The sequence below is a fragment of the Mycobacterium sp. E2733 genome (assembly GCF_001667585.1).
GTDB lineage: Bacteria > Actinomycetota > Actinomycetes > Mycobacteriales > Mycobacteriaceae > Mycobacterium.
This window is the reverse complement of record NZ_LZJZ01000057.1, coordinates 1-21,417: the sequence shown is the minus strand read 5'-3', so window position 1 is coordinate 21,417 and position 21,417 is coordinate 1. Positions and strand designations below refer to the sequence as shown.

Annotated in this window: 23 protein-coding genes; 7 read left to right on the top strand and 16 right to left on the bottom strand. The window is 67.9% G+C overall.

All coding sequences use genetic code 11. The annotated features are described in order from the left end of the window. Nucleotides 1–218 precede the first annotated feature (218 nt). Entirely contained in the window at nt 219–485 is a 267-nt protein-coding gene (locus A5678_RS10840) for a hypothetical protein (RefSeq protein ID WP_156746854.1), read from the top strand. After that, nucleotides 485–967 carry a nitroreductase family deazaflavin-dependent oxidoreductase gene (locus tag A5678_RS10835; protein WP_068041947.1) on the top strand — a complete coding sequence of 161 codons (483 nt, stop codon included), beginning with the start codon at nt 485–487 and terminating at the stop codon, nt 965–967. The genes A5678_RS10840 and A5678_RS10835 overlap by 1 nt, the downstream gene beginning before the upstream one ends. Here A5678_RS10835 and A5678_RS10830 read toward each other — a convergent pair. From A5678_RS10830 to A5678_RS10820, 3 genes are read right to left on the bottom strand one after another with little or no spacing between them, the layout of a single operon-like run. Beyond that, on the bottom strand, nt 964–1,320 hold the full coding sequence (locus tag A5678_RS10830) for a DoxX family protein (protein WP_068041945.1): 357 nt from the start codon (nt 1,318–1,320) through the stop codon (nt 964–966). The genes A5678_RS10835 and A5678_RS10830 overlap by 4 nt on opposite strands. A 9-nt stretch (nt 1,321–1,329) precedes the next feature. Next, nucleotides 1,330–2,478, bottom strand: coding sequence for an SPFH domain-containing protein (locus tag A5678_RS10825; RefSeq protein ID WP_068041942.1), 1,149 nt, complete (start codon nt 2,476–2,478; stop codon nt 1,330–1,332). A 49-nt stretch (nt 2,479–2,527) separates the two neighbouring features. After that, nucleotides 2,528–2,965 (bottom strand): NfeD family protein, encoded by a 438-nt coding sequence (locus A5678_RS10820; RefSeq protein ID WP_068041939.1) that lies wholly within the window; start codon nt 2,963–2,965, stop codon nt 2,528–2,530. 57 nt (nt 2,966–3,022) lie between these two features. Between A5678_RS10820 and A5678_RS10815 the strand changes: the two genes are divergently transcribed. Beyond that, nucleotides 3,023–3,949 (top strand): hypothetical protein, encoded by a 927-nt coding sequence (locus A5678_RS10815; protein WP_068041936.1) that lies wholly within the window; start codon nt 3,023–3,025, stop codon nt 3,947–3,949. Here A5678_RS10815 and A5678_RS10810 read toward each other — a convergent pair. The 3 genes from A5678_RS10810 to fabG1 are packed head-to-tail and all read right to left on the bottom strand — an operon-like array spanning nt 3,946 to nt 6,567. Continuing rightward, a complete protein-coding gene (locus A5678_RS10810) occupies nt 3,946–4,956 on the bottom strand; it encodes a ferrochelatase (RefSeq protein ID WP_068041934.1) in 1,011 nt (336 codons plus the stop codon). The genes A5678_RS10815 and A5678_RS10810 overlap by 4 nt on opposite strands. 6 nt (nt 4,957–4,962) lie before the next feature. After that, a complete protein-coding gene (inhA, locus tag A5678_RS10805; RefSeq protein ID WP_068041930.1) occupies nt 4,963–5,772 on the bottom strand; it encodes an NADH-dependent enoyl-ACP reductase InhA in 810 nt (269 codons plus the stop codon). Between the two features lie 27 nt (nt 5,773–5,799). Continuing rightward, the gene (fabG1, locus tag A5678_RS10800; RefSeq protein ID WP_068041927.1) at nt 5,800–6,567 is read right to left on the bottom strand and encodes a 3-oxoacyl-ACP reductase FabG1; all 768 of its coding nucleotides are present in this window, start codon (nt 6,565–6,567) and stop codon (nt 5,800–5,802) included. A 141-nt stretch (nt 6,568–6,708) separates the two neighbouring features. Here fabG1 and A5678_RS10795 point away from each other — a divergent pair, with 141 nt between their 5' ends. Next, nucleotides 6,709–7,548, top strand: a complete 840-nt coding sequence (locus A5678_RS10795; RefSeq protein ID WP_068041923.1) for a DUF559 domain-containing protein — start codon at nt 6,709–6,711, stop codon at nt 7,546–7,548. Nucleotides 7,549–7,640: 92 nt separating this feature from the next. On the opposite strand, the gene A5678_RS10790 is transcribed toward A5678_RS10795, so the two are convergent. The 6 genes from A5678_RS10790 to A5678_RS10765 all read right to left on the bottom strand — a co-directional run bounded on the left by A5678_RS10790 (nt 7,641) and on the right by A5678_RS10765 (nt 13,860). Beyond that, on the bottom strand, nt 7,641–8,648 hold the full coding sequence (locus A5678_RS10790) for a VWA domain-containing protein (RefSeq protein WP_068041921.1): 1,008 nt from the start codon (nt 8,646–8,648) through the stop codon (nt 7,641–7,643). Further along, nucleotides 8,645–9,598, bottom strand: a complete 954-nt coding sequence (locus tag A5678_RS10785) for a DUF58 domain-containing protein (protein ID WP_156746853.1) — start codon at nt 9,596–9,598, stop codon at nt 8,645–8,647. The genes A5678_RS10790 and A5678_RS10785 overlap by 4 nt, the downstream gene beginning before the upstream one ends. Beyond that, a complete protein-coding gene (locus A5678_RS10780) occupies nt 9,595–10,737 on the bottom strand; it encodes a MoxR family ATPase (protein WP_068041914.1) in 1,143 nt (380 codons plus the stop codon). Before A5678_RS10780 ends, A5678_RS10785 begins: the two co-directional genes overlap by 4 nt. Nucleotides 10,738–10,889: 152 nt before the next feature. After that, nucleotides 10,890–11,615: an NlpC/P60 family peptidoglycan endopeptidase RipB gene (gene ripB / locus A5678_RS10775; RefSeq protein ID WP_068041911.1), complete on the bottom strand. Its 726-nt coding sequence runs from the start codon at nt 11,613–11,615 to the stop codon at nt 10,890–10,892. 25 nt (nt 11,616–11,640) lie between these two features. Continuing rightward, nucleotides 11,641–13,077 carry an NlpC/P60 family peptidoglycan endopeptidase RipA gene (ripA, locus tag A5678_RS10770; RefSeq protein ID WP_068041907.1) on the bottom strand — a complete coding sequence of 479 codons (1,437 nt, stop codon included), beginning with the start codon at nt 13,075–13,077 and terminating at the stop codon, nt 11,641–11,643. A gap of 240 nt (nt 13,078–13,317) precedes the next feature. Beyond that, nucleotides 13,318–13,860: a DUF6676 family protein gene (locus tag A5678_RS10765; RefSeq protein WP_068041904.1), complete on the bottom strand. Its 543-nt coding sequence runs from the start codon at nt 13,858–13,860 to the stop codon at nt 13,318–13,320. A 189-nt stretch (nt 13,861–14,049) separates the two neighbouring features. Between A5678_RS10765 and acnA the strand changes: the two genes are divergently transcribed. Together acnA and A5678_RS10755 are read left to right on the top strand one after the other, a co-directional pair. Then, nucleotides 14,050–16,869 carry an aconitate hydratase AcnA gene (gene acnA / locus A5678_RS10760; RefSeq protein ID WP_197502098.1) on the top strand — a complete coding sequence of 940 codons (2,820 nt, stop codon included), beginning with the start codon at nt 14,050–14,052 and terminating at the stop codon, nt 16,867–16,869. A 9-nt stretch (nt 16,870–16,878) separates the two neighbouring features. Further along, the gene (locus A5678_RS10755; protein ID WP_068041898.1) at nt 16,879–17,460 is read left to right on the top strand and encodes a TetR/AcrR family transcriptional regulator; all 582 of its coding nucleotides are present in this window, start codon (nt 16,879–16,881) and stop codon (nt 17,458–17,460) included. A 38-nt stretch (nt 17,461–17,498) separates the two neighbouring features. Here the strand turns inward: A5678_RS10755 and A5678_RS28170 are convergent, their stop codons facing one another. The 4 genes from A5678_RS28170 to trxA all read right to left on the bottom strand — a co-directional run bounded on the left by A5678_RS28170 (nt 17,499) and on the right by trxA (nt 20,688). Further along, nucleotides 17,499–17,807: a helix-turn-helix domain-containing protein gene (locus tag A5678_RS28170; RefSeq protein WP_255396907.1), complete on the bottom strand. Its 309-nt coding sequence runs from the start codon at nt 17,805–17,807 to the stop codon at nt 17,499–17,501. Beyond that, a complete protein-coding gene (locus tag A5678_RS10745) occupies nt 17,804–19,441 on the bottom strand; it encodes an ABC-F family ATP-binding cassette domain-containing protein (protein ID WP_068041895.1) in 1,638 nt (545 codons plus the stop codon). Before A5678_RS10745 ends, A5678_RS28170 begins: the two co-directional genes overlap by 4 nt. Before the next feature lie 19 nt (nt 19,442–19,460). Then, nucleotides 19,461–20,270: an enoyl-CoA hydratase gene (locus A5678_RS10740; RefSeq protein WP_068041892.1), complete on the bottom strand. Its 810-nt coding sequence runs from the start codon at nt 20,268–20,270 to the stop codon at nt 19,461–19,463. 82 nt (nt 20,271–20,352) lie between these two features. Continuing rightward, a complete protein-coding gene (gene trxA, locus A5678_RS10735) occupies nt 20,353–20,688 on the bottom strand; it encodes a thioredoxin (RefSeq protein ID WP_068041952.1) in 336 nt (111 codons plus the stop codon). Nucleotides 20,689–20,967: 279 nt separating this feature from the next. Here trxA and A5678_RS10730 point away from each other — a divergent pair. Further along, nucleotides 20,968–21,417 (top strand): acyl-CoA dehydrogenase family protein (locus A5678_RS10730; protein WP_197502097.1); only part of this gene is annotated, 450 nt, incomplete at its 3' end.

The window sequence follows — 21,417 nt, the reverse complement described above, 5'->3', positions numbered from 1 at the left end:
CGAGCTGTTGGCGGTAATCTTCATCGTTGCCCCCTCGGGAGCTATTTGCCGGATAATGCGATTAAGGGTCCGCCGCCTCCGCCGATGCCCACACAACCGCCCCCGGCCCCGCACAGCTGACCAGCCCGCCGCCGTCACGATCCGTCAAATCGTGACGGCGGCAGCCGTCTCGCCAGTAGCGTCACGGTTACCGACATCCGACGACAGTGGAGAACCGCATGACCTCGGACACCATCGGAACCCGCCGCTTCCCGGCCGGCGTCGCCGTCATCGCCGGGCTGGCCGGCCTGGTGCTCGGCGCGCTCGCCACCTTCGCGATCACCGGATTGGTGTGGACGGTCCGGGTCCAGCTTCCGCCGCCGCCCTACCCGCCACCGCTGGCGTCGCAGTCGGGCGGCGGGTGCGTCTACCCGTCGCCGCCGGCACCCACGTCCGCGCCGGGCGTCGTCCCGGCACCGCCGCTGCCGCCGCCGTCGCACGCCTGATGGCCGGGCAACCCGCGTCTTTTCTGCCCAGGCTCGGCGCGCACTTGTTGCGGTCGCGCCGACTCATGCGCGCGCCGGTCTGGATCTACAAGGCCCGCGCGGGCGCGCTGTTCGGCTCGCGGTTGCTGATGCTCGAGCACATCGGCCGCAAGTCCGGCGCGCCACGCTATGTGGTGCTGGAGGTGGTCGGCGGATCGCCGCCGGACACCTACGTCGTCGCCTCCGGCTTCGGCCGAAAGGCGCAGTGGTTCCGCAACATTCAGGCCAACCCGCGGGTGCGTGTCTACGCGGGCAGCCACGCGCCCAGGCGGGCCACCGCGCGCATCCTCGACCAACAGGAGGCCGACCGCGCGCTGGCCGCCTATGTCAGCCGTCATCGCAAAGCGTGGGAACAGATGAGGCCGGTCCTGGAGGAAACGCTCGGCGTTCCGATCACCGAAACCGACACGCCGCTGCCACTGGTCGAGTTGCGCCTCGGCTAGCTGCGGTCGGGCCCTTTCGCCGTCATCACGGCGAACGTGGCCAGGAACATCGCCGCGGGGAGGGCGTTGACGACCCTGTCGCGGACCCGGATGTGCGCGCCGAGCGCCAGGACGAAATAGACCGTCAGCATCGCGGTGGTCAGCCGCGCCAGGGCCGGAAAACGGGTGACCGACAGCAAGCCGACGGCGGCGGCCGCCTTCACCACCGGCAGCACCGGCCGAACGGTCTCCGGCAACCCCACGTCATCGAGAACCTTCCTGATGGGGGCGATCTGGACCCCGCACAGCACAGCGTCCACGGCATGGAACGCGCCGAGCGCCGTGTAAGTCTTCGGCGAAGTGAAAAGGCTCATCCGACAATCCTATTGGGCCAACTGCGGCGGCGCGCCCGGCAGCGTGCCATCCACCGGCTGGCGGGCGCTCGCCTCGGCCTTGGCCACCGCCTGGGCGATCGCGGGATCGGTCTCGGTGGAGAACCAGTCGGCGATGTCCGCGTCGTCCGTTTCGGCGGCGTGCTGGGGTGCGTCGTCGACCGGGGACGGCTCGAACCGGAACACCCCGTCCTGACCCTGGGTGCCCAGCATCCTGGTGAATCCCTGCAGCGCCGCGTTGAAATCGCTGGGCACCACCCACACCTTGTTGGCGTCGCCGCGCGCCATCTCCGGCAGGGTCTGCAGGTATTGGTAGGCCAGCATCTCGGGCGTGGGCCTGCCCGCCTTGATCGCGGCGAACGTCTTCTCGATGGCCTTGGCCTGCCCCTGTGCCCGCAGGTAAGCCGCTGCGCGCTCACCCTGGGCGCGCAGCATGCGCGACTGTCGGTCGGCCTCGGCGGCCAGGATCGCGGCCTGCTTGGCGCCCTCGGCGGCCAGGATCTGCGCCTGCTTGGCGCCCTCGGCCTGTGTGATCGCGGCCTGCCGGTTCCCTTCGGCGGTCAGGATCATCGCCCGCTTCTCGCGGTCGGCCTTCATCTGCTTCTCCATCGAGGCCTGAATGGACGGCGGCGGGTCGATGCTGCGCAACTCGACCCGGGCGACCCGCAGGCCCCAACGACCGGTCGCCTCGTCGAGCACACCGCGCAATTGACCGTTGATCTGGTCGCGCGAGGTCAGCGTCTGCTCCAGCGTCATGCCACCCACCACGTTGCGCAGTGTGGTGGTGGTGAGCTGCTCCACGCCGACGATGTAGTTGCTGATCTCGTAGACGGCCGCCTGCGGGACGGTGACCTGGAAGTAGACCACGGTGTCGATGTTGAGGGTCAGGTTGTCCTCGGTGATCACCGGCTGCGGCGGGAACGACACTACTCGCTCACGCAGATCCACCCGGGCGCGCACCCGGTCGATGAACGGCACCAACAACGTCAGCTGACCACTGACCGTCCGGCTGTATCGACCCAGCCTCTCGATCACCGCGGCCTCCGCCTGCGGTATCAGGGCGACCGACTTGGCCACCACGACGATGGCGAATATCACCAAGACAGCCAGCAACACCAAACCAGCAACCGCACCTTGCACGGGAGTTCCTTTCTCTACCAGGGTCTCTGGCAGCGCCCTCGCACAGCCGTTATGGACCGCTCTTGAAGACCACCGCCGTGGCGCCGTCGATCTGCAAGACGGTCACCGACTCCCCCGGTTCGTAAACATCCCCCTCATTGAGCGGACGCGCCGTCCACACCTCGCCGTCGAGCTTCACGCGGCCCTCGTCGCGGGCGATTCGCTCGAGCACCAACGCGTTCTTGCCCTCCAGCGCCTCGATACCCATCTGTGGCACGTGCGCGGGTGTCAGTTGCCGGCGCAGCGCGGGTCGGACCAGCACCAGGAGCAGAACCGAGACGATGAGGAACACGGCCCCGTCCGCCCAGCCGGGCCAATCCGTCAGCCAGCTGGTGATTGCCGCGGCCAACGCACCGCCGCCGAGCATCACCAAAAACATATGGCCGGTGAGCGCCTCCGCACCGGCGAGCACCAGCGCGAATATTAGCCAAAGCACCGCGGCCTGCATGCGGCCAGAATACGCGTGATCCGCGTTTGCCGGGCAAAACAACTACACTGCGGAATCGTGTGGTGTCCCAGTGTCTCGCTGTCCCTGTGGGCCAACGCCTGGCTCGCAGGCAAGGCCGCGCCCGACGACGTCCTGGACGCGTTATCGGTATGGGCGCCAAAGCAATCGGTCACCGCGTATGATGCGGTCGCCGCCGGTCACACCGGGCTGCCGTGGCCCGATGTGCACGACGCCGGAACGGTGACGCTGCTGCAGACGCTGCGCGCCGCGGTCGGCAGCTCGACACCCACCCCGGACGGCCCGGGCCGGCTGCGGGGAACGATCAATATGCTTTTGCCCGTGCCCGGCGACGTGCGCGGCCTGGCCCCCGGGACGCAGTTCGAGCGTGACGCCCTCGCCGCGGGCGAGGCGATCATCATCGCCAACCCATCCGACCCCGCCACCGCCGTCGGGCTGGTCCCCGAGTTCTCCTACGACGATGAGCCGGAGGACTTCCCCGAACTCTGCGCGCTGTCCTGGACGGTGTACTCGCTGCCCGGTGCGCCGGTGCTCGACCATTACGAGCTCGGGGATGCCGAATACACGCTGCGGTCCGCCGTGCGGTCGGCCGCCGACGCGCTCGGCGCCATCGGGCTGGGTACGGCCGCGGCCGACGTCGACGATCCGCGGGGACTCGTCGAACAGCTGCTGGAATCCGCACGGCAGCACCGGGTTCCCGACCATGCGCCGACCCGGGCGCTGCGGGTACTGGAGAACGCCGCGCACGTCGACGCCATCATCGCGGTCAGCGCCGGACTCAGCCGGTCACCCGACTCCCCGGAGCGTTTCACCGCCCCCGTCGTTGCCGGCCCGGAGCCGTTCGGCACCCAATCCTCTTCAGAGGCGCGCATCGCGAGCGACGCCCTGCGGCCGCTGACCGCGGTGGTGCGTTCGGCGCGGATGGCCGCCGTCACCGCGATCCTGCACTCGGCCTGGGCCGATTAGGCCTCGTCTCGCCTTGCGCAGTGCGGTGGACTGCACGGCGCGCCGTCCACGCTGGCCAGACAACCGGGCACCGGGTCGGGGCCGGCCACCCGGGCCGGCTGTCGGCCGGTGCGCAGTTCGTCGATGAGATCGGCTGCCAGCCGGGCGAATCGGCGATCGGCATTGGGTGTGCCGGTCCGGGCGAACGCCAGGCCCGCCGCCTCGGCCTGGGCTCTCAACTCCTCGTCGAGATCCCACACCACCTCGATGTGGTCGGCGACGAATCCGATCGGGCAGACGATGACGGCCTCGGCGCCCGAGGCGGCCAGCGCGGTGAGATGGTCCTCGACACTGGGCTCCAGCCACGGCACCTGCGGCGGGCCCGAACGCGACTGCCAGGCCAGATCGAAATCGGAATACCCCGCCGCGGCCGCGACAAGCCTTGTCGCATAGGCGACTTGGCGGCTGTACAGCTTGGGGCCGAGGCGCTGGTCGGCGGCCACCGGAACCGAATGGGCGGTGAACACCAGCCGCGCGCCGTCGGGCGCGCTGTGCGCCGCCGCCGCGACGGCGCCGGCGAACATCTCCACGAAGAGCGGGTGGTCGAAGTAGGGCCGGAGCTTGACCAGCTCGGGTGCGTCGGGTCCGGCCGCCCGTCGCGCCCGGGCGATGTCTTCGACGTACTGCGTGCAGCTGGAGTAGCCGCTCCACGCCGACGTGGTGAATACCGCGGCACGGCGAATACCGTTGTCGCGCATGGCCGCAACCGCATCTTCGACGTAGGGGTCCCAGTTGCGGTTGCCGAAGTAGATGGGTAGGTCCAGTTCCGCCTGGAGCTCGGTGATCAGGGCGCGGTTGATCCCGTTGATCGGTGACACCCCGCCGAAATGCAGGTAGTGCTGGGCGACGTCGTCCAGCCGTTCGGGCGGCACGTTGCGCCCGCGGGTGACGTTTTCCAGGAACGGCCGCACCTGCTCGGGCCCCTCCGGCCCACCGAAGGACAGCAGCAGGACGGCATCGAATTCCATTATGGGCTAGAGCAATTGGGTGCTGGCGCCGCCGTCGGCGAAGATGATGGTGCCCGTGGTGGCCGGCAGCCAGTCCGAGAGCAGGGCGCACACCGTCTTGGCGACCGGCGTGGGATCCTTCATGTTCCAGCCGATCGGCGCGCGCTGATCCCAGCCCTCTTCCAGCAGTTGCATCTGGGCGCCGGCCTCCTCGCCGAGCGCACCGCCGACGATCGCGCTCATCGCCAGCGTCCGGATGGGGCCCGCCGCAACGAGGTTCGAGCGCACCCCGAACTTGCCCGCCTCGCGGGCAACGAACCGGTTGACCGATTCCAGCGCGCTCTTGGCCACCGTCATCCAGTTGTAGGCCGGCATGGCCCGGCTGGGGTCGAAGTCCATGCCGACGATGGACCCGCCGGGGTTCATGATCGGCAGCAGCGCCTTGGCCAGCGACGCATACGAGTACGCGGAGATGTGAATGCCCTTGGAGACATCCTCGTAGGGCGCGTCGAAGAACGGGTTGATGCCCATCCCGGTCTGCGGCATGAAGCCGATCGAGTGCACCACGCCGTCCAACTTGTTGCCCTCACCGATCTCCGCGGTGACCCGGTCGGCGAGGGTGCTCAGGTGCTCCTCGTTCTGCACGTCGAGTTCGATCAGCGGGGCCTTCTCCGGCAGCCGGTCGGCGATGCGCTGTATCAGGCGCAACCGGTCGAACCCGGTCAGCACCAACTGCGCACCCGCTTCCTGGGCCGCCTTGGCGATGTGAAACGCGATCGACGAGTCGGTGATGATCCCGGAGACCAGAATCCGTTTGCCGTCGAGCAGTCCTGCCATGTTCGTCCTTAGATGTCGTGGTTTAACTCAGTGGCCCATGCCCATGCCGCCGTCGACCGGGATGACCGCGCCGGCGATGTAGTTCGCGTCCTCCGACGCCAGGAAGCTGACCGCCCCCGCCACGTCTTCGGCGGTGCCAACACGCTTGGCGGGGATGAATTCCAGTGCGCCCGCCTGTATCCGCTCGTCGAGCGCGCGGGTCATCTCGGTGTCGATGTAGCCGGGGGCGACCACGTTGGCGGTCACCCCGGCCTTGGACAGCTCTCGGGAGATCGAGCGGGCCATGCCTATCAGGCCGGCCTTGGCGGCCGCGTAGTTGGCCTGGTTGCCGATGCCCCACATGCCGGACACCGACCCGATGAAGATGATGCGGCCGAACCGCTTGCGCTGCATGCTGCGCGACGCCCGCTGGGCCACCCGGAACGCCCCGGTCAGGTTGGCGTTGATGACCTCCTCGAAGCGCTCCTCGGTCATCCGGATCAGGAAGGCGTCTTTGGAGATGCCGGCGTTGGATACCAGCACCTCGACCGGACCCTGGTGCTCCTCGACCTCTTTGAACGCGCGGTCGACGGCCTCGTTGTCGGTGACGTCACACACGACGCCGAACAACCCCTCGGGCGCCCCCGATCCGCGGTGGGTGACGGCGACCTTGTGGCCGTCGGCAGCCAGCCGCTGCGCGATCGCCAGTCCGATGCCCCGATTTCCGCCCGTCACCAGGACTGAGCGGGCTACGAATGCGGGTTTGCCGCCGGTGGCGGCACTTTCGGTGGTGTTCTCGGTGGCCGTGTCAGTCACCCCGTCAACCTATCGCCTGGGTTCGGCACAGCTGTAATCGCCTCGTCGCGAGCGTATCCAGGCTGCGATTTTCGGGTCAGATTTTCGCAGTGCCGTTACGCTCGCGAGGCTTTGTCGGTGTGGCTCAGCACACTTTCGGCCATGGCGGACCCGTTCCTGGGCAGTGAAGCCCTTGCTGCCGGCTTGATGACCCCGTATGAGCTGCGCACTCGATACACAGCGCTGCATAAGGACGTGTACGCGCTGAAAGATGCGGAGCTGACCGCAGTGTTGCGGGCGAAGGCGGCGTGGTTGCGCTCGCGGAGGCGCGGCATCCTTGCCGGCTTCTCCGCCTCCGCGATGCACGGCTCCAAGTGGATCGACCCGACATTGACCGCCGCAATCATCGACACCAACCGCAGTCCGAGCACCGGGGTCAAGGTGTGGGAGGAGCGAATCGAAGCTGACGAGATTGCAGTCGTGGAAGGCATGCGTGTCACCACGCCGGCCAGGACCGCCCTCGACCTGGCCAGGCGATGCCGGATGGGTGTTGCGGTCGCAGCCATCGATGCCCTCGTGCAGGCGACCGATTTGAAGATGGTCGACGTCGAGCTATTGGTCGACCGCTATCGAGGACGCCGAGGCATGAAGCGCGCTCGTGCTGCACTCCAACTCGTCGACGGTGGGGCGCAATCGCCGAAGGAGACGTGGCTTCGTCTCTTGCTGATCGAGGCGGGGTTTCCGCCGCCGCAGACGCAGATCGCCGTGCGCAACGAGTGGAATTGGGTCGAGGCCTATCTGGACATGGGGTGGGAAGACATCAAGCTCGCCATCGAGTACGACGGGGACCAACACCGGTCCAGCCGCTACCAGTACGTGAAGGACATCCGGCGGCTCGAAACGCTGGAGCGGCTGGGATGGATCGTGATCCGGGTCATCGCCGAGGACCATCCCCACGACATCATCCGCCGGGTGGCGCGGGCGCGGGCGTCGCGAGCGTAACGACACTGCGAAATTCGGGGCCCGAAATCGCAGCCTGATTACGCTCGCGCGCAAAGGGGCTCGCGCGCAAAGGGGGCCGCGCGCAAAAAGGGCTATGTCGGCAGGCGGCGGTTGATGAGCAGCGCGGCCAGCGCCGCCAACGCCAACACCAGCGCACCCAGCCGCACCCAGCCCACGCTCGCGTCGCCCTTGATGGTCTCGTAGCCGATCTGCTGCTGCAGCGTCGCGTAAACCGCCTTCAACTCGGCCAAGCTTGCCGCGTTGTACCAATTTCCGCCAGAGAGCTCGGCAACCTTCTTCATGGTGGTGTCGTCGACGGGCACCGGCTGACGCTGGTCGTTGATCTCGACGAAGCCGTAGGGGGTGCCGAACGAGATCGTCGAGATCGGCACACCCTGGTCCTTGGCGGTGCGCGCGGCGGTAAACGCACCCTTCGGGTTGTCCGGGTTGGTCGGCATCGTCTCCTTGCCGTCGGAGAACAACACGATGCGCGCCGGCGGCGGTGTGTCGCCGCCCCCGATCACCGCGCCGACCGTGGCGATGGCCTGCAACGCGGTGAAGATGCCTTCGCCGGTGGCGGTGCGGTCGGCGAACTGCAGCTTGTCCAGCGCGTTCTTGGTCGATTCCCGGTTGGTGGTCGGCGACACCAACACGGTCGCGGTCCCCGCGTAGGCGATCAGCCCCAGGTTGATGCCGGGGGTCAGTTCGTCGGCGAACTGCTTGGCCGCCTCCTGGGCGGCCGCCATCCGGTTGGGCTGCACGTCGGTGGCACGCATGGACTGCGACACGTCGATCACCAGCATCACCACCGCGCGGTTGCGGGGGATGCGGACGTCGTGCGTCGGCCCGGCCATCGCGATGGTGAACAGCACCAGCGACGCCACCAGCAGGATCGCCGGCACGTGCCGCCAACGCGAAGGCCGTTTGGGCGCAACGCTTTCCAACAGCTCCATGTTGGCGAATCGCAGCATCCGCCGCTGTCGCGCCAGCTGCATGAGGACGTACAGCACCGCGAGCCCGGCGACGACGAGGAGGAACAGGAAGAACCACGAATGTTCGAAGCCCGACAACGACATCGGACCGAGCAGCGGCAAGGTCACTGCCGCCCCGCCAATGCACCGCGCCGGCGGGACTCGACGAAACGGACGATGTCGGCGATCCAGTCGCGGTCGGTGCGCAACGTCAGCACCGGGGCCCCGCAGCTGCGGATCGTCCGCGACACCTCGGCCCGGTGCTCCGCGGCCGCCTTGGCGAAGTCGTCACGCAGCTGGGCGTCGATGGTGAATTCGCGGGTGACGCCGGACTCGGCGTCCTGCAGCACGACGTCGCCGACGTCGGGCAACTCGACGTCGCGGGGGTCGAGCACCTCGATGGCAAGCACCTCGTGCCGGGCCGCGATCGCCCGCAGCGGCCGCATCCAGTTGATCGGCCCCAGGAAGTCGCTGATGATCACCGCCATGCCGCGGCGGCGTTCCGGGCGGCGCAACGCGTCGATGGCCATCGCGAGGTCCCCGCGCACCCCGACCGGCGCCCTGGGGGTGGTGGCGATGGTCCGCAGCAGCGTCTGCTCGTGCTGACGCCCCGAGCGCGCCGGAACCCGGACCATCGTCTCGCCGTTGGCGATCAGCGCGCCGAGCCGGTTGCCGCCGCCGCTGTTGAGGAACGTGATCGCGGCCGCGGCCGCCACCGCCAGGTCCCGCTTCTCGCACCCCACGGTGCCGAAGTCCAGGCTGGCCGACATGTCGACCACCATCCAGGTCTCCAGCTCGCGGTCGGCGATCATCTGCCGGACGTGCGGGTGCATGGTGCGCGCGGTGACGGCCCAGTCCATCCGCCGGACGTCGTCGCCGGGCTGGTACTCGCGCGACTCCCCCGGCTCCGAGCCCGGGCCCGGGATCAGGCCGAGGTGATCGCCGTGCAGGACGCCGTCGAGCTTGCGCTTGACCGTGAGCTCGAGCTGGCGCAGCGCCGCCGCCAGCTTCGGGTCGACGATCTGCCCGCGCTGCATCGATGGCGGACGTGGCACCGCCGGCTGCTGGGGGTCGGTCACCGACCGCTAGCCGCGCCGGCGGGCTGCATCACCGGGGGCACCGACTGTCCTTGCTGCGGAACGGCGTTGACCTGAGGCAGGGCAACCGTCTGCAGCACCCGGTTGATGACGATCTCCGGCGAGATCTCGTCGGCGAGCGCGTCGTAGGTGAGCACCAAGCGGTGCCGCAGCACGTCGGGAATGACGTCCACGACGTCTTGCGGGATCACGTAGTCGCGGCCGCGCACCAGCGCCAGCGACCGGGCCGCGGCGATGATGCCCAGCGACGCGCGTGGCGAAGCACCGAACGACACCCAGCTCTTGACGTCGTTCATGCCGAGTTGCTCGGGATGACGGGTGGCGGTGACGATGCGCACCACGTAGTCGACCAACGCGTGGTGAACGAAGTTGTTCGCGGCGATCTCCTGCAGCCGCAGCAGGTCGCCGGTGTTGAGGATCTGCTTGGGCTCCGGCGGCCGCACGCCCATCCGGTAGATGATCTCGCGCTCTTCCTCCGGCGAGGGGTAGCCGACGTTGATCTTGAACAGGAAGCGGTCCCGCTGCGCCTCGGGCAGCGGGTAGACGCCCTCGTGCTCGATCGGGTTCTGCGTCGCCATCACCAGGAACGGGTTGGGCAGCGGGAAGGTCTTGCCGCCGATCGAGACGTGCCGTTCCTGCATGACCTCCAGCAGCGCCGACTGCACCTTGGCCGGCGCGCGGTTGATCTCGTCGGCCAGCAGGAAGTTCACCACCACCGGGCCGAGCTCGGTGTCGAACTCTTCCTTGCCCTGCCGGTAGATGCGGGTACCGATGATGTCGGTGGGCACCAGGTCCGGGGTGAACTGGATGCGGGCGAACGTGCCGCCCACCACCTTGGCGAAGGTCTCGACGGCCAGCGTCTTGGCCACGCCGGGGACACCCTCGAGCAACACGTGCCCCTTGGAGAGCAGACCCACCAGCATGCGCTCGACGAGCTGGTCCTGGCCCACGATGATCCGCTTGACCTCGAAGATGGCCCGCTCCAGGGTGTGCACCTCGGCGGCCAGGCCATTGCCGGCACCGCCGCCGCCGGACGGCGCGTCATGGGCCGGCGAGCCGGATGGACCACCCGGGCCCGAGTAACCGCTGGCGCCCGGAGGCGGCCCACCTGCTGCTGTCATCAATAACCCTCCACAGCTCAATCGGAGACGACTGCTTGCACCACGACTGTCGTGGGGCCGCGACGTGCCCGCGTCCAACTATTCCAGGCCCGCCGGATTCCGTCGACGCTGGTCGTTCGCCCCCGGGATCCCGCCGGGCGAACACACCTGGATCAGTACTCGATGATCCTAGTCAGGAACGGTGTCATGCCGGGCTTGCGAACCGGGCTGACGGTCACCTTGCCGGCGAGGCTGGACGCCTCCAGCATCTGGCCGTTGCCCAGATACATGGTGACGTGCTGGCCCCCGTTCGGCCCGTAGAAGATGAGGTCGCCGCGCCTGGCCTGGTCCTGCGGGATGTGCCGGCCCGCGTTGTACTGGTCGCCGGAGAACCGCGGGATCAGCACGCCGACCCCGGCGAAGCCGTAGCGCATCAGGCCCGAGCAGTCGAAGCCGTTGATGTTGACACCGTCGCCGACGCCCTTGCTGGGACCGTCCAGCGCCCCGCCACCCCACGAGTACGGCACGCCCATCTGCGATCCCATCCGCTTGATCACGTACTCGATGGCCTGCCGGCCGTAGACGCGCGGGATCTTGCCGCCGGGGTTGGTGGCGGCCGCGGGGGCGGGGGCGTCGTTGCCGCCGATGTTGATGCCGAGGCCGCCGAGGAACTGCTTGCCCAGGTTGAACGTGGTCTGGGTGGCCTGCGCGGTGGCCTGCAGCGAGGCGTTGGCGACCGCGAGCGGGTCCCCGGGAGCGCCGGCGCTGATGGTCGCCGGCAGGGTGGGATCCCACAGGCCGGGGTCGGCGGTGGCGGGGCCGGCCACGGAAAACATCAGCCCGGTCACCACGGTGGTGATCCAGGCGAAGTTGATCAGACGAATCCGCTTGCGGCGCATGGCTCCTCGTTCAGTTCTCATTCGTTCACCACTCGATGTAGCGGACCACGTAGGGCGTCATGCCGCTGGTGCGCACCGGCGCGACCCGGACCTTCAGACCGATGTCGGGCGCCTCGAGCATTTGGCCGCCGCCGAGGTAGATCGTCACGTGCTGGCTGCCGCCCGGGCCGTAGAAGATGACGTCGCCGCGACGCATCTGCGACGACGGGATCTTGCGGCCCAGGTTGTATTGCGAACCCGAGTAGTGCGGCAGCTTGATGCCGACCCCGGCGAACGAGTACAGGACCAGGCCCGAACAGTCGAAGCCGGTGATGCCGGCCCCGGAGTCGATGCCCTTGCTCGGCCCGGCCGCGTTGCCGCCGCCCCAGGAGTAGGGCACGCCGATCTGCGACATCCCGCGACGAATCACGTATTCGGTGGCCTGCCGCCCGTAGACCCGGGGGATTCGCCCGGCCGTCGCACCGGGGGACGCATTGGTGATGCCGGTGTCGTCGGGCTTGAGGATGCCGAGCTGCTGCAGGAAGTTGCGGCCCAGCCCGGCGGTGACCTGCGTCGAGGTGGCCGAGATGCCCAACACCTGGTTGATGACCGCGATCGGGTCACCGGGCACATTGGCGCTCGGGATCATCGGCAGCGTGGGGTCCCACACACCGTCCCAGCGACGGGCCCCGGCATGTGGCGCCGGCGCGCCCGGCGAGCCGGTCTCCCACCGGTCGCCCGACCCGGGAGCCGTCGAGCCGCCCGGGCCGGAAGCCCATTGCCGTTTGGCCGCTTCGAGTCTGGCCTGGGCCTCGTCGCGTTCGGCGGCCAGGCGAGTGACCTGCTCGCGTTGTTCGTCGAACTTGCGCTTGGAGTCGGTCAGCGCGGCCACCGCAGCGTCCTGGCTGCCCTTGGCGTCGGCCGCGGCCTTGTCGGCCTTCTGCTTGGCCAGTCGCGCCGCCGACTCCTTGTTCACCTGTTCGGTACGCGCCCGCTGCAGCTTGGCCATCACCGTCTGCGAGCTCGCGGACAGGGTCTTGGCGGCCGCCTCGGTGGCGATGATGTCGTCGGGGCTACTGGCGCTCAGGTAACTGCTCGACGGGCCATTCATATAGGTGGCCGCCGCGAACGTGTTGAACCGCTGCTGCGCCGCGGCGATCGCGGCGTTGGCGTCTTTGACCGACTGCTGGCTGACCTCCAGGTCGTGTTGGGCCGCGGCGGCGTTGTCCCGCGAGGTCTCGACGTCGACCAGTGCCTTGTTGACGCTCTCCTGTTCGGTCTGAATCTCGGCGCTCAGGTTTTCCAGGCGCTGGTTGGCCTTGGCGACGTTGGCGATCAACCCGGCCAAGCTGTCGGCGGCGGGGTCACCGTGTGCCAGCCCCGGCGTACATATCAGCAGTGCGACGCTCACGACCGACGGCACGACCGGCCGGACCAGCCTCGCGACCGGCTGCGCAGGAGAGCCCCGGCGTGTGCGTCTCATTCGACTCAGGTCTCCTACGGCTCAACGCGACGGGCGGCGCCGGCCACAGGGTTCGTTAACGGCGCCAAAGACAACACCAGCATCATTTGCACCGTACGTCACACCTTTGGGCGCGCAAACGCTCCACAGAAATCGCACTCTCTACGTGCGTTTAATGTGACCGAACAGTTATCTGGCGTGTTTGCCGTGCCGGCATCCCGGGGCCCGACCGACAGGGCCGGCCGGGACGGACGCGCGTGGCTAGGCCGTGTTGGTGGGCGTCACTTCCTGCGCTCCCACCGGATCCGCCGGGGTTGCTGGACGCCCGCTGCGCACCTGCAGGATTCGGGTCCCGACGGCCGCCGCCAGCACGGCGAGCAACAGGAATATGGTCAGGCCCGTCCAGGGAAATTCCGGGGCGCTCAGCTCGTTGACGAAGTGTTGCGCCGAGACCACCGGGTTGCCCGTCTTGGCGATGTCCTCGCCGGCCTCCAGCGTGACCCGCGGGAACTGGGTGCTGTAGCTGCCGACGTAGTTCGGGCTGAGCGTCAGCACGGTGGAGTCGTGGTAGTCGGCGCCGACCACGGTGGAGATGTCGCGCAGCGGCGTGTCGTTCGGAGGGTTGTGATCGAGCAGCACGATCTTGAGGTTGATGCCCTTGGCATGGGCCTCGTCGACGATGTGCAGCAGACCGGGCATGTCCGCCGCCGGCGCGCTGACGCCGGTGGCGGCGACCTGAGCCTTGACCGCGGTCATGTCGACGTCTTGCGGGATGTAGACGGGTAGGACCGGGTGCAAGGTCATGATGTCCCTCCTGCCGTAGCGCTACAGGCACCGTACGCGACTTCGTTTCGGGGGGTTTAAACCGCCGACATACGCGATAAGACTGGGACTACGGGCGCCCCGCCGTAATGCAGGACAAGCGTACTGTTAAAGTAGCACCGCACCGCCGACACGGCCCGTCGGCGGAAGAACTTAATCTTGGGAGTTGAAGTGACTAAAGAAGATTCTGTGAACTCGTTCGGAGCACGCGACACCCTCAAGGTCGGCGACAAGAGTTATCAGATCTATCGCCTCGACGCCGTTCCCAACACCGAAAAGCTCCCGTACAGCCTCAAGGTCCTCGCCGAGAACCTGCTGCGCAACGAGGACGGCAGCAACATCACCAAAGACCACATCGAGGCCGTCGCGAACTGGGATCCCAAGGCGGAGCCCAGCATTGAGATCCAGTACACACCCGCCCGCGTCGTCATGCAGGACTTCACCGGCGTGCCGTGCATCGTCGACTTGGCCACCATGCGCGAGGCCATCGGCGACCTCGGCGGCAAGGCCGAGAAGGTGAACCCGCTGGCACCGGCCGACCTGGTGATCGACCACTCGGTGATCGCCGACCTGTTCGGCACGGCCGACTCCTTCGAGCGCAACGTCGAAATCGAGTACCAGCGCAACGGGGAGCGCTACCAGTTCTTGCGTTGGGGCCAAGGCGCTTTCCGCGACTTCAAGGTGGTGCCGCCGGGCACCGGCATCGTCCACCAGGTGAACATCGAGTACCTGGCCAGTGTCGTGATGGAGCGCGACGGTGTGGCCTACCCCGACACCTGCGTGGGCACCGACTCGCACACCACGATGGTCAACGGGCTGGGCGTCCTGGGCTGGGGCGTCGGCGGCATCGAGGCCGAGGCCGCGATGCTCGGCCAGCCGGTGTCGATGCTCATCCCGCGGGTCGTCGGGTTCAAGCTGACCGGTGAGATCCAGCCGGGCGTCACCGCCACCGACGTCGTGCTGACCGTCACCGAGATGCTGCGCAAGCACGGCGTGGTCGGCAAGTTCGTCGAGTTCTACGGCGAGGGCGTGGCCGAGGTGCCGCTGGCCAACCGCGCCACCCTGGGCAACATGAGCCCCGAATTCGGTTCCACCGCAGCGATTTTCCCGATCGATGAGGAGACCATCTCCTACCTGCGGTTCACCGGCCGCAAGGAGGAGCAGCTGGCGCTGGTCGAGGCGTACGCCAAAGAGCAGGGCATGTGGCACGACCCCAAGCACGAACCGGCGTTCTCCGAATACCTCGAACTCAACCTGTCCGACGTGGTGCCGTCGATCGCCGGACCGAAGCGTCCGCAGGACCGAATTGCGTTGTCGGAGGCGAAGTCCACGTTCCGTGCGCAGATCGGCGACTACGTCGGCGACGACCCCGACAAGACGGAGTACTCGAAACTCGACGAGGCTGTCGACGAGTCCTTCCCGGCCAGCGACCCGGGTGCGCTGGAGAACGGCCACGCCGACGACCACAAGCCGGTTGAGTCGGCCGCGAAGCACGCGAAGGGCCGGGTGACCAACCCGGTGACGGTCAAGTCGGACGAACTCGGCGAGTTCGTGCTCGACCACGGCGCGGTGGTGATCGCCGCCGTCACGTCGTGCACCAACACCTCCAACCCGGAGGTGATGCTGGGCGCGGCGCTGCTGGCGCGCAACGCCGTCGAAAAGGGGCTGGCCTCCAAGCCGTGGGTGAAGACCACGATGGCGCCGGGCTCCCAGGTGGTCCACGACTACTACGACAAGGCCGGCCTGTGGCCGTATTTGGAGAAACTCGGCTTTTTCCTCGTCGGCTACGGCTGCACCACCTGCATCGGCAACTCCGGACCGCTGCCCGAGGAGATTTCCAAGGCGATCAACGACGACGACCTGTCGGTGGCCGCGGTGCTGTCCGGTAACCGCAACTTCGAGGGCCGTATCAACCCCGACGTCAAGATGAACTACCTGGCGTCCCCGCCGCTGGTGGTCGCCTACGCGTTGGCGGGGACCATGGACTTCGACTTCGAGTCCCAGCCGCTCGGGACAGATAAAGAGGGCAAGGATGTCTATTTGAAGGACATCTGGCCGTCGCAGAAGGACGTCTCTGACACCATCGCCTCGGCGATCAGCCAGGAGATGTTCACCAAGAACTACGCCGACGTGTTCAAGGGTGACGATCGGTGGCGCAACCTGCCTACCCCGAGCGGCAATACCTTTGAGTGGAATCAGGATTCGACCTACGTGCGCAAGCCCCCGTACTTCGAGGGCATGGCGGCCGACCCGGAGCCGGTCAAGGACATCAGCGGCGCCCGGGTGCTGGCCCTGCTCGGCGACTCGGTGACCACCGACCACATCTCCCCCGCCGGCAGCATCAAGCCGGGCACCCCGGCGGCGCAGTACCTCGACGAGCACGGCGTCGAGCGCAAGGACTACAACTCCTTCGGTTCGCGGCGCGGCAACCACGAGGTGATGATCCGCGGCACGTTCGCCAACATCCGGCTGCGCAACCAGCTGCTCGACGATGTCGCCGGCGGCTACACCCGCGACTTCACCCAGGACGGCGGCCCGCAGGCGTTCATCTACGACGCGGCGCAGAACTATGCGGCACAGGACATTCCGCTGGTGGTGCTGGGCGGCAAGGAGTACGGTTCCGGTTCGTCACGGGACTGGGCGGCCAAGGGCACGCTGCTGCTGGGCGTGCGGGCGGTGATCGCCGAGTCGTTCGAGCGCATCCACCGCTCGAACCTGATCGGCATGGGCGTGATCCCGCTGCAGTTCCCCGAGGGCAAGTCCGCCAAGGAATTGGGGCTGGACGGCACCGAGGTGTTCGACATCACCGGCATCGAGGCGCTCAACGACGGCAAGACGCCAAAGACGGTGCGCGTCAAGGCCACCAAGGATGGTGCGGACCCGGTCGAGTTCGACGCGGTGGTGCGCATCGACACGCCCGGGGAGGCCGACTACTACCGCAACGGCGGCATCCTGCAGTACGTGCTGCGCAACATGCTGAAGTCCGGCTAGTCCCTAGTCGTGCCCAAGGTCAGCGAGGACCATCTGGCGGCGCGCCGTCGCCAGATCCTCGACGGTGCCCGCCGCTGCTTCGCCGAATACGGCTACGACAAGGCCACGGTGCGGCGACTGGAACAGGCGATCGGAATGTCGCGCGGTGCGATCTTCCACCACTTCCGCGACAAGGACGCGCTGTTCTTCGCGCTGGCGCACGAGGATGCCGAGCGAATGGCCGACGTGGCGTCGCGCGAGGGCCTCATCCAGGTGATGCGTGACATGCTCGCCGCGCCCGACCAGTTCGACTGGCTGGCCACCAGGCTGGAGATCGCACGCAAGCTGCGCAACGACCCTGACTTCAGTCGCGGTTGGGCGGAGCGGTCCGCGGAATTGGCGGCGGCGACGACCGATCGGTTGCGCCGGCAGAAGGAGGCGCACCGGGTGCGCGACGACGTTCCCGATGACGTTTTGCAGTGCTACCTGGAGTTGGTGCTCGACGGTCTGGTGGCCCGGCTGGCATCAGGCGAAGATCCGCGGCGGTTGTCCGCCGTGCTCGACCTGGTCGAGAATTCGGTGCGCCGCAACGACTCTGGGCCGCAGGCATAACGTCACTGCGAACAAGGGGACGTGATTTCGCAGTGACGCTATCCGCGCGCGGATCGCGAGGTGTGGTTGGGACCGCCCCGGCCACGCATCGTCGCGCCCGCCTGCAGCAGCATGCTGTGAATCGATCCGTACGACCTGCCGGTGGACGCGGCCAGCATACGGATGCTGGCCCCGCCCTCATAGGCGTTGCGCAGCTCGAACAGCAATTGCTCGCGGGTCTGCTTCGACCGTTGCAGTGTCCTCTTCATGGATGCCCTCCGCGCCCGAACACGATCGCAAGCACCTAGAGTAGGAACCCGCCGTCGGCCGCGGGCCGAATTGGCCGAAAAGGCCTCACCGGAAGTCAGGCGAGTTCGATCAGGTCCCGGTATTCGTCGGACCAGAAATCCTCGGTGCCGTCGGGCAGCAGCACAACGCGCTGCGGATCGAGGGCCTCGGCGGCCCCAGGGTCGTGCGTCACCAGCACCACCGCACCCTGGTAACTGCGCAGCGCGTCCAGCACCTGTTCGCGCGAGGCGGGATCGAGGTTGTTCGTCGGCTCGTCGAGCAGCAGGACGTTCGCGGTGGAGGCCACCAAGCCCGCCAGCGCGAGCCGGGTCTTCTCGCCGCCCGACAGCGTGCCCGCCGGTTGGTCGAGTTGGGGCCCGCTGAACATGAAGGCGCCCAGCAGGCCGCGCAGATCCTGCTCACCCGAATCCGGCGCGGCATGCCGGATGTTCTCCCAGACGCTCGCGTCGTTGTCGAGCGTGTCGTGCTCCTGCGCGAAATAGCCCATGCGCAAACCGTGTCCGGGCTCCAGCCCGCCGGTGTCGGGCTCCTCGGTGCCGGCCAGCAGACGTAGCAGCGTGGTCTTGCCCGCGCCGTTCAGCCCCAGCACCACCACCCGCGAGCCGCGGTCGATGGCCAGATCGACGCCGGTGAACACCTCCAGCGACCCGTACGACTTGCCCAGCCCCTTGGCGACCAGCGGTGTGCGCCCGCACGGGGCCGGGGTGGGGAACTTGATCCGGGCCACCTTGTCGGCGACCCGCTCCTCGTCGAGCGCGGCCATCATCCGATCGGCACGACGCAACATGTTCTGTGCCGCAACGGCTTTGGTGGCCTTGGCACCCAGCTTGGCGGCCTGCGTGCGCAACGCGGCGGCCTTGCGCTCGGCATTGGCCCGTTCACGACGGCGCCGCTGCTCGTCGGTGGCCCGGGCGTCCAGGTACTTTTGCCAGCCCATGTTGTAGACGTCGACCTCGCCGCGCACGGCGTCCAAGAACCACACCCGGTTCACCACATCGGCGAGCAACTCGACGTTGTGGCTGATGATCACCAGCCCACCGGTGTGGGCCCGCAGGAAATCGCGCAGCCAGCCAACCGAATCCGCGTCGAGGTGGTTGGTGGGCTCGTCGAGCAGCAGGGTCGTCTCCGAACCTGAAGCGCCGGCTCCGCCTTCAGAAGCGGCGAACAGGATGCGCGCCAGTTCCACCCGGCGGCGCTGGCCGCCGGACAGCGTGCGCAGCTTCTGCGTCAGTACCCGGTCCGGCAAGCCCAGGCTTGCGCAGATGCGGCTGGCCTCGCTCTCGGCGCCATAGCCGCCCAACGCGACAAACCGCTCCTCCAGCTGCCCGTAGCGGCGGATGGCCCGGTCGCGGGCGTCGTCGTCGGCGACCTCGGCCATCAATGCCTGCTGCTTCTCCAGATCGGTGAGCAGAACATCCAGGCCGCGAGCCGACAGCACACGGTCGCGGGCCAGCACTTCGAGGTCGCCTTCTTTGGGATCCTGTGGCAGATAACCGATTTCACCGGCACGCACGACGGATCCGGCGTACGGCTCGGTCTCCCCCGCCAGGATGCGCAGGGTCGTCGTCTTGCCCGCTCCGTTGCGGCCGACCAGCCCGATGCGGTCGCCGGGCTGCACGCGCAGGTCCGGGCCATCGGGTGAGAGCAGGATGCGCGCACCAGCGCGGACCTCGAGGTCCGTGGCCGTGATCACATTCGCTCCCTGTTGTTGGCTACTTGTCGTCGGTGAATACCGGGGGGCGTCGCTCCGCGCGCGCGGCAACCGCTTCTTCGAAGTTGGCGGTGAGCAGACGAACGAACAGCTGACCCAAGCCTTCGGCTTGCATGTGCCCTTCCAGGCTACCGGCGTCCAGTCCACTCCACAGTGTGCGCTTGGTCAACTCGATTCCTGGCCGTGAGAACGCCGCTATGCGCGCGGCGATGGCATAGCAGGTGTCCAGCAGCTGCTCGTCGGGCACCTGACACGACACCAGCCCGATGCGCTCGGCCTCCTCGGCGGTGACGTCGCGGCCGGTCAGCATGATCTCGAAGGCCCGCGACGAGCCGATGGCCCGGGGCAGCAGGTAGCTCAGCCCCAGTTCGCTGGCGGTCAGGCCGTTGTTGATGCCGGCCGCGCGAAAGTACGCACCCGTGGAGGCGACGCGGATGTCGGCGGCCAGCGCCAAACACAGCCCGCCGCCGATGGCCGGGCCGTTGACCGCGGCGATAACGGGCTGATGCAGGCGCCGCAGCCCCAGAATGACCTCGTCGAGGATCTCCATGGAACGCAGCGCGTAGGTCGGGCGGGTCAGCCCGTCGACGTGGGGCACCGAGCCCGCGGATTTGTGGTCGGCACCCGAGGAGAAACCCCGGCCCGCCCCGGTCAGCACGACCACGCGCACCGAATTGTCGTACCTGACCTCCTCCAGGGCCTCTTTGAGCGGCACCATGACGTCGAACGCCATGGAGTTCATCCGCTCGGGCCGATTGAGGGTTATCAGCGCGACACCGGGACGCGGGTGCTCCACCAGTACCAGACTCACCCAAGCAACCTAGCGCGTAGCTGGGCGCCGCCCTGCGCGCGCCGTGGTGTCGGATTATTCGGCTTGGCCGGCCTGGGCCGCCCTAAACTTCCGAGACGTCGAACGCCTTGATCTGCTGCACCAGGTCTTCGAGAGCCGCGGGTGGCAGCGCTCCGGCCTGGTTGAACAGCAGTTTGCCCTTCTTGAAGGCCATCAGCGTCGGGATGGACCGGATCTGAGCGGCCGCGGCCAGCTGCTGTTCGGCCTCGGTGTCGACCTTGGCGTGCACGATGTCGGGGTGTTTCTCCGCGGACGCCTGGAAGGTGGGCCCGAACTGGCGGCACGGCCCGCACCACGACGCCCAGAAATCGACGAGGACGATGTCGTTGCCCTCGATGGTTTCGTTGAACTTCTCAGCGGTGAGATCGAGTGTTGTCACATTTGCCATAACGCCGGACCGCGACGTGGTGTTCCCGGGTTGCCAGGCCACCGAAACCGCCCGACGCCAGCATTCAGTCCGGACCCGCCGGGCCATTCGGACCAAGCTCGCGGGTTTGCCTGCCGCGCAACGGATGCCCGCACGCGCGGGGTTCGCCGCGCCGCCATCGATGCGTAACCGGCCCGCGGCCCGCCGTAGGTTACGGTTGCGTACGTTTTCCCACGTCGGACACACTGATGCGGACGATTCGCCGCCTCGGGGACCAGTGAGGAAATCGCGTTGGGCCACTACATCGCTAACGTCCGTGATCTCGAGTTCAACCTGTTCGAATTGCTCGACCTGGGGGCCGTGCTGGGCACCGGAAGCTACGGCGATCTCGACGTGGAAACGGCGCGAACGATTCTCGCCGAGGCCGCCCGCCTGGCGGAGGGCCCGGTGGCTGAATCCTTCGCGTTCGCCGACCGGAACCCGCCGGTCTTCGACCCCGCCGAGCACACGATCAGCGTGCCGGACGAGTTGGTCAAAACCGTGCAGGTGATCAAGGAGGCCGGCTGGTGGCGGCTGATGCTGGACGAAGAGATCGGCGGCATGGCCGCACCGCCACCCCTGGCGTGGGCGGTCAACGAAATGATCATCTGCGCGAACCCTTCCGCTAATTTCTTCTGCCTCGGACCGCTGATGGCTCAGGCGCTGTACGTCGAGGGGAACGAGGAGCAGCGGCGCTGGGCG

Excerpts from the sequence above, each read along its gene's own strand:
- A5678_RS10835 (WP_068041947.1), top strand. The coding sequence starts at position 485 with ATGGCCGGGCAACCCGCGTCTTTTCTGCCCAGGCTCGGCGCGCACTTG.
- inhA (WP_068041930.1), bottom strand. The coding sequence starts at position 5,772 with ATGGCAGGACTGCTCGACGGCAAACGGATTCTGGTCTCCGGGATCATC.
- A5678_RS10810 (WP_068041934.1), bottom strand. The coding sequence starts at position 4,956 with ATGGAATTCGATGCCGTCCTGCTGCTGTCCTTCGGTGGGCCGGAGGGG.
- A5678_RS10795 (WP_068041923.1), top strand. The coding sequence starts at position 6,709 with ATGGCGGACCCGTTCCTGGGCAGTGAAGCCCTTGCTGCCGGCTTGATG.
- A5678_RS10820 (WP_068041939.1), bottom strand. The coding sequence starts at position 2,965 with ATGCAGGCCGCGGTGCTTTGGCTAATATTCGCGCTGGTGCTCGCCGGT.
- A5678_RS10765 (WP_068041904.1), bottom strand. The coding sequence starts at position 13,860 with ATGACCTTGCACCCGGTCCTACCCGTCTACATCCCGCAAGACGTCGAC.
- A5678_RS10830 (WP_068041945.1), bottom strand. The coding sequence starts at position 1,320 with ATGAGCCTTTTCACTTCGCCGAAGACTTACACGGCGCTCGGCGCGTTC.
- ripA (WP_068041907.1), bottom strand. The coding sequence starts at position 13,077 with ATGAGACGCACACGCCGGGGCTCTCCTGCGCAGCCGGTCGCGAGGCTG.
- ripB (WP_068041911.1), bottom strand. The coding sequence starts at position 11,615 with ATGCGCCGCAAGCGGATTCGTCTGATCAACTTCGCCTGGATCACCACC.
- A5678_RS10840 (WP_156746854.1), top strand. The coding sequence starts at position 219 with ATGACCTCGGACACCATCGGAACCCGCCGCTTCCCGGCCGGCGTCGCC.
- A5678_RS10780 (WP_068041914.1), bottom strand. The coding sequence starts at position 10,737 with ATGACAGCAGCAGGTGGGCCGCCTCCGGGCGCCAGCGGTTACTCGGGC.